The sequence below is a fragment of the Polaribacter litorisediminis genome (assembly GCF_019968605.1).
Lineage (GTDB): Bacteria > Bacteroidota > Bacteroidia > Flavobacteriales > Flavobacteriaceae > Polaribacter > Polaribacter litorisediminis.
On sequence record NZ_CP082966.1, the window covers coordinates 2,822,456 to 2,834,531 of the forward strand.

General features: G+C 32.3%; 7 protein-coding genes. 4 read left to right on the forward strand and 3 right to left on the reverse strand.

Annotation, left to right across the window (positions count from 1 at the left end; all coding sequences use genetic code 11):
• Positions 1-46 precede the first annotated feature (46 nt).
• A complete protein-coding gene (locus K8354_RS12075) occupies positions 47-628 on the reverse strand; it encodes an anthranilate synthase component II (protein WP_223439977.1) in 582 nt (193 codons plus the stop codon).
• A gap of 192 nt (positions 629-820) precedes the next feature.
• Complete coding sequence (locus K8354_RS12080; RefSeq protein ID WP_223439979.1) at positions 821-2,275, reverse strand: anthranilate synthase component I family protein; 1,455 nt, start codon at positions 2,273-2,275, stop codon at positions 821-823.
• Between the two features lie 797 nt (positions 2,276-3,072).
• Between K8354_RS12080 and K8354_RS12085 the strand changes: the two genes are divergently transcribed.
• Genes K8354_RS12085 through gatB/aspS form a run of 3 tightly spaced genes read left to right on the forward strand, consistent with a single transcriptional unit; the run spans position 3,073 to position 8,083 of the window.
• Positions 3,073-3,339, forward strand: coding sequence for an Asp-tRNA(Asn)/Glu-tRNA(Gln) amidotransferase subunit GatC (locus K8354_RS12085; protein WP_223439981.1), 267 nt, complete (start codon positions 3,073-3,075; stop codon positions 3,337-3,339).
• 2 nt (positions 3,340-3,341) lie between these two features.
• Positions 3,342-4,742, forward strand: coding sequence for an amidase family protein (locus tag K8354_RS12090; RefSeq protein WP_223439983.1), 1,401 nt, complete (start codon positions 3,342-3,344; stop codon positions 4,740-4,742).
• Entirely contained in the window at positions 4,742-8,083 is a 3,342-nt protein-coding gene (gene gatB/aspS, locus K8354_RS12095) for a bifunctional amidotransferase subunit GatB/aspartate--tRNA ligase AspS (protein WP_223439992.1), read from the forward strand. Before K8354_RS12090 ends, gatB/aspS begins: the two co-directional genes overlap by 1 nt.
• A 292-nt stretch (positions 8,084-8,375) precedes the next feature.
• Here the strand turns inward: gatB/aspS and K8354_RS12100 are convergent, their stop codons facing one another.
• Positions 8,376-9,644 carry a porin gene (locus K8354_RS12100; protein ID WP_223439994.1) on the reverse strand — a complete coding sequence of 423 codons (1,269 nt, stop codon included), beginning with the start codon at positions 9,642-9,644 and terminating at the stop codon, positions 8,376-8,378.
• A gap of 419 nt (positions 9,645-10,063) precedes the next feature.
• Here K8354_RS12100 and gyrB point away from each other — a divergent pair, with 419 nt between their 5' ends.
• Positions 10,064-12,001 (forward strand): DNA topoisomerase (ATP-hydrolyzing) subunit B, encoded by a 1,938-nt coding sequence (gene gyrB, locus K8354_RS12105; protein ID WP_223440002.1) that lies wholly within the window; start codon positions 10,064-10,066, stop codon positions 11,999-12,001.
• Positions 12,002-12,076: the final 75 nt, after the last annotated feature.

Sequence of the window (12,076 nt, forward strand, 5' to 3'; positions counted from 1 at the left end):
TGTTTTCATTTTATCGCAAACTTGCTACTACTTCCCTTTGGGAAGATTAGGATGCGCTGTTGTTTTCTATAAAATTCCTTACCAACTGCTCACCAACATCTGTTAAAATAGATTCTGGATGAAACTGAACTGCAGAAATTGGAAAAAATTTATGTTCTATTGCCTGAATCAATCCATCTTCATCTCTTGCGGTTACCTGTATTTCTTCAGGAAACCCTTTATCTGTTGCTGCCCAAGAATGATAACGTGCTGCTAAAAATGTTTCTGGAATGTCTTTAAAAATTATAGCTGAAGGGTCTGTGACCCTCATTTCTGTAGCAACTCCATGAAAAACATTTTCTAAATTGATGATGGTTCCACCAAAAACTTCTGTGATTGCCTGTAATCCTAAACAGACTCCGAAAATTGGCTTTACGCCCGCATAGGTTTTAATGACTTCTTTTAAAATTCCTGCTTCATCTGGAATTCCAGGTCCTGGAGATAACATGATGATATCGAAATTACCCACATCTTCAATAGAAATTTCATCGTTTCTAAAAACGGCAGGAAAGTTTCCTGTAATTTTTTCTACCATGTGCACCAAATTGTAAGTGAACGAATCGTAATTGTCTAAAATTAATATTTTCATGTTTTTTTCTAATTGTTATTACGAAGCAAATTTTTCATTTGCTGTACCAATCTGTTTATGAATTAAGAAATTACTTTGTCGGAAAAACTCCTAATAATGACTTAATTCTAAATTTGCGTTAGGGATTGAAACGGCATCCTTTTTATTTTCTTTTAAAATAAAAAGATATAGTGGAAAGCCTGTTAAAACGCCCTAAATATTTTCTGCTAAAATCAACGCTTTGTTTAATGCTGCTAATTTATTATTTACTTCCTGTAATTCTTTAGCTTCATCAGAATGAATTACGATTCCTGCTCCCGCTTGAGAGTACAACACATTATTTTTGCTTACAAAAGAACGAATGGCAATCGCTAAATTTACAGAACCATCCAACCCAAGAATACCAACTGCGCCTCCATAAAAACCACGTGTTTGATTTTCGTATTTGTTAATCAATTCCATTGCCTTGTACTTTGGCGCTCCACTCAAAGTTCCTGCAGGGAATGTATCCCCTACAATTTCAATAGGATTTCCTTTAATTTGACCTCTAACGGTAGAAACTAAATGAATAACATGGCTAAAATACTGTACTTCTTTAAACACCTCAACCGTAACATTATCCGCATGTTTGCTTAAGTCGTTTCTCGCCAAATCTACCAACATAACATGCTCTGCAGTTTCCTTTTTATCTTCGGATAATTTTTTACCTAATTTTCTGTCTTCTAAAATATCACCCGTTCTTCGAAATGTTCCTGCAATAGGGTTTATCGTTGCTTTTCCTGCGGAAATTTTAATTTGTGCTTCTGGTGAAGATCCCATTAATTTAAAAGAACCATAATCGAAATAAAACAAATAAGGAGAAGGATTGATAGAACGCAATGCTCGGTACACATTAAACTCGTCGCCTTTAAATTTTTGCTGAAACTGGCGGGATAAAACTAATTGAAAAACATCGCCTCGTTTACAATGCGATTTTGCTTTGCGTACATATTCTTTAAACTCATCTCCTGTTACATTTGATGTTTCCTTGCCAACAATTTCAAATTTCTGAGTATTAAATGCTTGCGCATCTATAATCGTTTGCACCTCTTTAATACGCGATTCGGTGCCCTCTTCAATATTTTCTATCAATGTCATTTCATCATTAAAATGATTGATTGCAATAATAAATCTGTAAAAACTGTATTGCATTTCAGGAATCGCAGAAGATGCTTTTGGGTTTGTAAACTTTATGTTTTCAAAATATTGAACAGCATCAAACGTGGTGTAACCGTATAAACCATTGAACGATTTTAATTCTGACGGACACTCTAAATCTATCGAATTGGTAAATTTATCAAACAATTGATAAAAATTTTTATCCATGGTTTGATTCTCTATTTCTATTCCTTTATGTGTTATAGAAAATTGAGAATCATCAACTTTCATGGTGATAATCGGTTCAACAGCAATAAATGAAAAGCTTTCCTCTTTACTATGATAATCTGAACTTTCTAACAAAAGTGTATTTGCAAATTGATCTCTAAAGCGCAAATATAAGCCCACCGGAGTGACTGTGTCTGAAATTTTTGTTTTATGAATTGTTTTAAAACTCAAGCCTTTTTTACTTTCCCCAAAAGGGAAAAACTCTTGTGTTTCGGTATTGTTATTCTCTTTTGTTTTACTCATAATAATGTATCGGTTCTAATGCCTGACGCTGTCTACTTTGCACGCCGACAAAATAAAAGGTTCAGATGGGATAAAAAAAAGGCTTATCGTGAGATAAGCCTTTTTTTTTATTTTAAATTAAAATATAGGTTTTGTTCTCACTTATGAATTAAGAGAGTTCCACCACCAGATATTTGTTTGTTTCTTCATTTAGTTACAAATGTAAAGAGGGTTTTTAATTTGAGCAAATTTTATCTTGCTTTTTTTCTTAACAAATAAAAAGCATCAATTTTAGCCTGTACTTTACCTAAATAATAGTCACTAAAACTTAAAACAAAATCACTGCGAAATATTTTCAATAAAAATAAATATTTTTTTTAAAAACCCTAAATGTAACATTTTGATACTAAAACAAACAAAAAACAACAAAAATATAACTAATTATAAATAATATATTTCGAATTTATACAATAAGTTGTTTTTTTGTAGCTCAAACTTGTGTTTGATTTGAATTTACTGAATTAATAAATGCACCAATGATTTAGAACCTAAATGGTTGGTGTATTTTTTATTAAATTAATAATGAAAGTTTCATATTTTAGGAATACAACAAGTTTTTATAAAATGCCAAAAAAGAAATTTGTGTAACATTTTTTCTACATATATTTGCCCAATTAACAATTAACATGATACATAATAACTGCAATCGTAATTTTAATAATTCTAATTTTTAGGATAAGAAGGTTGTTGTTTAAAAATATATAAATAAAGCCTTCCGAATTCGGAAGGTTTTTTTTTGAATCAAAAAAAAGAGAGAAATGAGTAAAATGATGACCGTAGACATTTTGTCTAGTATTAAAGGAGCGCAGCCATCAGAGTCTGTGAATAAATTATTTGATGTTATTAAAAATGCGAACACCACAAATAATAATTCTTTTAATAATCAAAATAATGCTGTGTCTTTAAATGATTTAAGAGAAGATATTGTTTTTAATAGCTCTTCGATTGAAAAACAAATTATTATCGAAAACTTTCCGCAAGAAAAAAACGGCTATTTAGTAGTTGCCAAAGTAATAGAAGAATAGTTATGGAATCTCAAATACATAAAATTCATCATCAATTGATGAATCAAGAAATTACTTGTAAACAATTAATCCAAGAGAAATTAGATGTATTAAAACTAAATACACATAACACCGTTAATTCTTTATTAGATTCAATGGCTTTAGAATTAGCTTCTAAAGTTGATGAAAAAATTAATAACGGAGAAAAAATAGGCTTGCTAGAAGGTATTCCTTTCGGAATTAAAGATGTTTACATGGTACAAGGAACCTATACAACGGCTAGTTCTTATTTACTAAAAAACTACAAATCGCCCTATACGGCAACTGCCATTCAGAAATTGTTAGATGCCGGAGCAATTCCTTTAGCAAAAGAAAATTGCGATAGCTTTGGGCATGGTTCCTCTTCAGAAAATACCATTTTTGGAGCTGTAAAAAATGCGCATAACCCAGAACTAGTTGGAGGTGGTTCAAGTGGCGGTTCTGCGGTAAATGTTGCCAAAGGTCATACTGTTTTTTCTATTGGTGGAGATACGGGTGGCTCTATTCGTCAACCAGCAGGCTATAATCATGTCTTCGGATTTAAACCTACGTATGGAAGAATTTCACGTTTTGGTTTAATGGCATATGCCTCCTCAACAGATTGTGTTGGCCCCATCGCAAAATCTATTGAAGATATTAGAATCGTTCTAAATATAATGAGTGGTAAAGATGTAAAAGATCAAACCACGTATTCATCTGAAACAATTTTACAAGAAAATATTTTAAATGCTGATGACATAAAAACGATTGGTTATTTTAAAAATTTTATAGAAAGTGATGCGATTGTTCCCGAAATAAAATCAGCTTTTTTAGCATCGATTGAAAAAATTAAGGCAAAAGGAATTGTGGTAAAAGCATTAGATTTCTTTGAAGCAGACACCTTGGTTTCTACCTATTATACACTGGCAATGGCAGAAACAGCATCAAATTTATCAAGATTAGATGGCACCAATTATGGCAATAGAATTGAAGGTGATACTTTAAAAGACACGTATGCTATTACACGTTCAGAAAATTTATCAGAAGAAACAAAACGGAGAATTGTTGGTGGGAATCAAGTTTTATCACAAGGTTTTTCTGACGAAATTTATTTAAAAGGATTAAATTTAAGAGATCAGATTTCTGAAAATTTTGAAAAAGATTTTCAGGATGTAGAGATCATAGTATCGCCTGTTACACCAGGTTTGCCTCCAAAAATCGGCGATAGCCTTAAAGACCCTTTAGCCATGTATTTATCTGATGCGTATACAGTAGGTTTCAGTTTAGGGCAATTACCTACTTTAACCATACCGCAAGGCACGGCAACGGGACTACAAATTACAGCAGCAAAAAATAATGACGAACTCGTTTTGAAGTTTGCAAACTTCTTAAAAGACACGATATAATGGAGTTAGAGCAATTAAATGAGCTATTAAAAGCACACGATTTAGAATTAGTCATCGGTTTAGAAACCCATGTTAGATTAAATACAAAATCAAAATTATTCTGTTCTTGCGCAAATCAAGAAATAGCGCAACCCAATCAAAATATATGTTCAGTTTGTACCGGGCAAATGGGCGTTTTACCTTCATTAAATAAAGAAGCCATTACAAAAGCTATTTTATTCGGTAAGGCGGTTCGTTCCTCTTTTTCAAACGAGATCATCTCCTGGGATCGTAAACATTATGAATACCCTGATAATCCAAAAAATATTCAAATTACACAGTTTCATAATCCTGTAATTCCTGACGGAGAAGTTTCTTGTTTTAGAAATGATGGCTCTCAATTTACCGTGAATTTAACGCAAGTTCATATTGAAGAAGATGCTGCCAAATTGATGCACGAAAAGAAAATTTCTTTAGTCGATTTTAACAAAGCTGGAGTTCCGTTAATTGAAATTGTCACAGAACCATGTATTAGAAATATTGAGGATGCATCTACCTACGCACAATACATTCAGCGAATTGTTCAGAATTTAAAAATATCGGAAGCAAATCTTGAAAAAGGAGAGTTTAAATCGGATGTTTCTGTATCGCTTCGTAAAAAGCATACCTATAATTTAAATCCAAGAACAGAAATCAAAAACTTAAATTCTTTTAAGTTTATGGTAGAAGCTTTAAAGGAAGAAATAGAAAAACAACTTCATTATTATATAGACCACAAAAAGTTTAGACCAGACCAAACGACCGTTTTATGGAATGCTGATTTAAAGCAGACCAAAACCATGCGTAAAAAGGAGTTTGAAGCGGATTACCGTTTTATTTCTGAACCAGATTTACCTTTTGTAAATATCAAAAAAGTTATTAAAAGCACTCATATTGATATAAGCTCTTTACCTTTTGCTGTAGAATCTATTTTAATAAAAGGCGGAGTTTTGCCACAAGATGCCAAGTTTTTTACTGCAGATTCTTTACGATCTGAAACTTTTGTTGCTATTAATAATGTCATGAAAGACCCGTCTTTTGTTGCAAAAACATTGGTGAATAATATTGGTGCAGATCAATATAAAGACATTCATAATGTTGCTCAATTAACAGAGATTTTTCAGCTTTTTAAAGCGGATAAAATTACAGCAGTTTTAGTTCAAAATGCAATTATTAGCTATTTAAAAGACAGAAAATTTAACTACAATGCGTATTTTGAAGAAAACACGATTTCCGAAGAAAAAATTAAAGTTGCTGTTCTAAAAGTAATTGCTCAAAATGAAGCAATTGCAAATGATATTAAAGCTGGAAATCAAGGAAAAGCGGGTATTCTTGTTGGTAAAGTTATTGGGGTTATTGGCAAAGGCGCTTCGGGTAAAGTGATTCGTGAAGAGATTATAGCTTCTCTTTCCGATGCCCAAAAAAGCAATAAGAAACAAGCACTCAAAAACCAAGAAGAAGCAACCAAAAAACAAGAACAAAAAAACAAGAATCAAGAAGAGGATGTTCTTCCTGAAATTCCGATTGTAATAAAAGAAGAATATAGGACTCATAAAATTTCTCAACTCTCAGAAAATTCGATTCAAGATGAAGTTACTTTATCGGGTTGGGTTTCTAGTGTGCGTGATCATGGTGAATTAATTTTTATTGATTTAAGAGATTCAAGTAACCAAATTTTTCAAGTGCGTTTAAGTCGAGAATCATTTCCTAATTTAGATGAATTGGTCAAGCTAAAACCAGAAACTGTTGTTATGGTCACTGGGCTCGTGGTTCAAAGAAAAGAAGACGATTATAATGCTGGTTTAAGAACTGGTAAAATAGAGTTAGAAACATCGATTTTAGAAATACTAAATTTATCAAAAACACTTCCTTTTGAAATAAAAAGAGCCATGAAAACGAATGAAACTACTCGTTTTCAATATAAATTTTTAGATCATAGAAATGATGAAGTTCGCAAGGCTATTGTAAATCGTCATAAAGTAATTAAATTACTTAGAGATATTTTAGATGAAGAAGAGTTTTTAGAAATTGAAACTCCAATTTTAACTGCGGGTACAGATGAAGGAGCGAGAGAATTTATTGTTCCAACAAGAAAACAAGCCGGCTCTTTTTACACATTACCACAAGCACCTCAGCAATTTAAGCAAATGTTAATGGTGGGCGGATTTGAGAAATATTTTCAAATAGCACGTTGTTTTAGAGATGAAGATTCTCGTGGAGACAGACAACCAGAATTTACCCAATTAGATATTGAAATGGCATATGCTAGTATGCAACAGATTATCGATTTAAACACAAAAATGTTTAATGAAATTGTAAATAAAATTTATGGCAAAAAATGGATTTTACATCCTTTCGAAATAATCACTTACAAAAATGCAATGGACAAATATGGTTGTGATAGACCAGATTTACGTTTTGGTTTGCAAATGCAAGACATTACAGAAATTGTAAAAGAGACTACTTTCCAAGTATTTAGTAAACCCATTGATGAAGGTGGTATTGTAAAATGCATTAAAGTTTCAGCAAAAGAGCAAGGAAATAAACGAATGTCTAAAGGTCAAATTGAAAACCTGACAGCAATAGCTCAACAAAATGGTTTAGGGGGTTTAGCATATATTTTTGTTAATGAGGATGATTTACAATCACCAATTATTAAGTTTTTAGGTGAAGAAATTGCCGCTAATATTATAAAAGCTACCGATGCACAAGTTGGAGATGTTGTGTTTTTCTCTGCAGCAGACTACGCAACTGCTAACAAAGCCTTAGATGCTGTACGTCAAGAAATGGGAAAAATACTAAAACTCATCAACCCAAAAGAATTAAGACCTGCTTGGGTAGTAGATTTCCCTATGTTTGAAAAAACAGAGGAAGGAAGATGGACGTTTACACACAACCCTTTCTCCATGCCCGCTATCTATGACTTAGAAAAGCACATGAATGGAGAAGGTGAAGAAATAGGAACAATTATTGCTCAACAATACGACTTCATATTAAATGGTTATGAAATTGGCGGTGGTTCTGTTCGTGCCCACAAGGCAGAAATTTTAGAAGCAACCTATAAAAACATGGGGTACAATAAGGAAGAAATGATGAAAAGTGTTGGCACCATGCACAAAGCGTTTCAATATGGCGCACCTCCGCATGGAGGAATTGCTTGGGGTGTAGACCGTTTAATGATGATTTTAGAAAATAAAGCTTCTATTAGAGAAGTAATGGCGTTTCCAAAAACAGGATCCTCCGAAGATTTATTATTTAATGCACCTTCTATTTTATCTGACAAAAAAGTAGAAGAAATGAATGTAAAGATTATGAGAAAATAGTCAACTTTTTAAGCCTTAAAAAAGCAAAAAGCCTTTCGAATCTGGAAGGCTTTTTTTTTAAATTACTAAGGCATTTTCTGAAACTCTTTAAAATAAAAATTATTCAAGTTAAAAAATACCATTTATACCAATTTTTATTCATCATGCCGTGTAAAAAAATTGAATTATTTTTTGATTCATTGAAATTAAAAAACAAGTAACATAGCCTTCGTCACAGTCATTTTTTTTAATAAAAAGTAAGCGAAAAAGAAACGATTCATTAAGGCATTATATATCTATAATAGTATTCCCCTTATTTTAAAGACACTTGGTATTGCACCACTAACATTCCTTTATAGTCTTTCTGCGTTTTCGTAGTGGCATCAAAAATAGGTCTGTGTTGATACCCCAAACTTATTTTTCTACCATGTTGACCGTTCATTAAAAAATTTACGGTCAGGTCATATACTGTCATTTGTTCATGTAAAGCATCCCAGTTAGAAGTTTGAATGGCAATATTCGGTTGAATTACCATAGGCACATTTAAAAATTTAGATTTCTTAAAAGCATACCCAAACTGCATATACCAAGTAGTTCCTGTACCAATCATTGGGTAAGCCACTCCTGCTCCATTAAAATCTGAACCACCTCCAGTGGATGGATTGTCTGCGCCAACATTTCTAATATAATCTTTCCCAAAATCATAATCATAATACCCTAAATATGCTGTAATTGCAGCATCATTAGTTAAAGGTAGATTTAAAAATGAATCTACAGCCCAATGTTTCATATCATACAAATTTGTTGAAGCTAACTGTGTATCACCATCACTCATCGCTTTTTCCTGATACTGAAACCCAGCACCAATGTTAAAAACTTTTTTAGCTTGTAAATAAGTACCTGTTTGATATGCTGACTTGTTAGATTCGTGCTCAAAAAATTGGTATTTTACATAGGATGAGGTTTTAGTTCGTGGTCTATTATTTGCGAAATTTACTTCACCCGTTGGAATACTAGTGACCACAATAGGTGTGTTAAATGCTAGTCTATAATCTATTTTACCAACTTGTCCTTTAAACCAAATTCCTAAAAGACGTCCAATATCATCATTTTTTTCAACTGTATTTAAGGTGAAAAGAGGAGAATCCAGCCCCATTAAAGTTTTATTAGAACGGATTGTCCATCTGCTTAAGCCTTGCCAACCAGATTTACCAATTCCAATTTCAAAACTTTTATGAAAAGTATATTCTCCATATAAATCTAAAACTTCTAACGGAAATGATTTCGTTTTAAAGTTATAATTATTGCCACCTAAAATAGAATAGACATAAATTTTTGGGGTTACTTGAGAACTAATTGGTATTCTTAAACGTCTAATAGAAACGTCTGTAAATTGTTTTGTTAGTTCTCCATTGATCAATGAACCTTCATTTAAATCTGAATAACGGAGCCATATTTGAGCTCTAACATTCCAATTAATCGTAGGCTTAAATTCTTTTTTCTCCTGACCTATCAAAAATAGTGGGGATAGCAATAGCAATGATAATAAAAATTTATTCATGATATTATTAACTAATTTCATTCTGAAGTTATTCTTAAATTGAACACAAAATTAAGAGGTTCTTATTTTTTATTAAGTGACAAACATCATATTTCTTTATTTAATTTTAAGATGTCTTAAAAAGTTCCTGTTTTTTTCTTTACACTATCAACTTTGACGTTTTAAACTATTTATTAAAAAAATTAAAACACGAAAAACTAGACGAATAAGAAACTTTCTCAATACTTAATTATCTTTCAAATAATAAAAATACCTAAATCTATTTTAAGGCACTTATTAAGCGATTTAAAGCACTTTTATATCTTTATAAAAATATACAATATCATAAGTTAATCGCTAAAAAAGCTTGAAATCAATTGATAAAATTGTAAATTTGTGACGAACGAGTTCGATTTGAAGACGAATCTTATCAATCTAAAAACTAATAATTTACTTTAATAATGAGCGAAGATAAAAAAAAGGAATATGATGCTTCCAGTATTCAGGCATTAGAAGGCATGGAGCATGTAAGAATGCGTCCGTCGATGTATATTGGGGATGTTGGCATCCGTGGTTTACATCATTTAGTTTATGAAGTTGTAGATAATTCTATTGATGAAGCAATGGGTGGTTATTGTGATGCCATTGACGTAGTTATTAATGAAGACAATTCTATTACAACCAAAGATAATGGTCGTGGAATTCCTGTTGGCATTCATAAAAAAGAAGGGGTTTCTGCATTACAAGTAGTCATGACAAAAATTGGAGCTGGTGGTAAATTTGATAAAGACTCCTATAAAGTTTCTGGAGGTTTACACGGTGTAGGTGTAAGTTGTGTAAATGCACTATCAGAGCACTTAACAGCTACGGTGCATAAAGAAGGCAAAGTTTGGCAACAAGAATATTCTAAAGGAAAATCGCTTTACCCCGTAAAAACAATTGGAGAGACAGATTTTACTGGTACAATTGTTACTTTTTTGCCAGACAAATCTATTTTTAAACAAACCACTGAATTTAACTATGATACATTAGCAACACGTATGCGTGAATTATCATATTTGAATAAAGGAATTACAATAACGTTAACAGATAAAAGGACTACCGATGATGAAGGTAATTTTATTTCTGAAGTTTTTCATAGTGATGAAGGACTACCTGAATTTATTAAATATTTAGATTCTACAAGAGAGCAATTAATCGGGTCTGTAATTTCTATGGAAGGCGAGAAAAACGGAATTCCTGTAGAGGTTGCGATGGTGTATAATACTTCGTATGCTGAAAATTTACATTCTTATGTAAACAATATCAACACGCATGAAGGAGGAACACACCTATCCGGTTTTAGACGTGGTTTAACAAGTACGTTAAAAAAATATGCAGATGAATCTGGATTATTAAAAAATGTAAAGTTTGAAATTGCCGGTGATGACTTCCGTGAAGGATTAACAGCAATTGTTTCTGTAAAAGTACAAGAGCCTCAATTTGAAGGGCAAACAAAAACAAAATTAGGAAACAGAGAAGTTACTTCTGCAGTGTCTCAATCTGTTTCAGAAATGTTAACAAATTATTTAGAAGAAAATCCTAATGATGCAAAAATAATTGTTCAGAAAGTAATTTTAGCAGCAACCGCAAGACATGCAGCACGAAAAGCCAGGGAAATGGTGCAACGTAAAACGGTAATGTCTATCGGTGGTTTACCTGGTAAATTATCTGACTGCTCTGAAACAGATCCTGCTCAATGTGAAATATTCTTAGTTGAGGGAGATTCTGCAGGCGGAACAGCCAAACAAGGAAGAGATAGAAACTTTCAAGCCATTCTACCACTTCGAGGAAAGATTTTGAACGTGGAAAAAGCCATGCAACATAAGGTTTTTGAAAATGAAGAAATTAAAAATATGTTTACTGCTTTAGGAGTTTCTATAGGTACAGAAGAAGACCCAAGAGCCTTAAACTTATCAAAAGTTCGTTATCACAAAGTTGTTATTATGTGTGATGCCGATGTAGATGGATCACATATTGCTACCTTAATATTAACATTTTTCTTTAGATATATGCGAGAAATGGTTGAGCAAGGCTATATTTATATTGCCACTCCTCCTTTATATTTAGTCAAAAAAGGCCAAAAAAGAGAATATGCTTGGGACGACAATCAGCGTGATATTATCGCTCAAAAGTATGGTGGCGGGGTCAGCATCCAAAGATATAAAGGTTTAGGAGAAATGAATGCTGAACAACTTTGGGATACCACCATGAATCCTGAATTTAGAACTTTGCGTAAGGTAGTTATTGATAGCCCTACAGAAGCTGATAGAGTATTTTCTATGTTAATGGGAGATGAAGTACCACCAAGAAGAGATTTCATTGAAAGAAATGCCAAGTATGCGAATATTGATGTATAATACCATTTTAGACATATAATGGCGTAATAAATCGTTTCTTTTTTACTTATCTTTTTTAATAGAATAAATCAATTT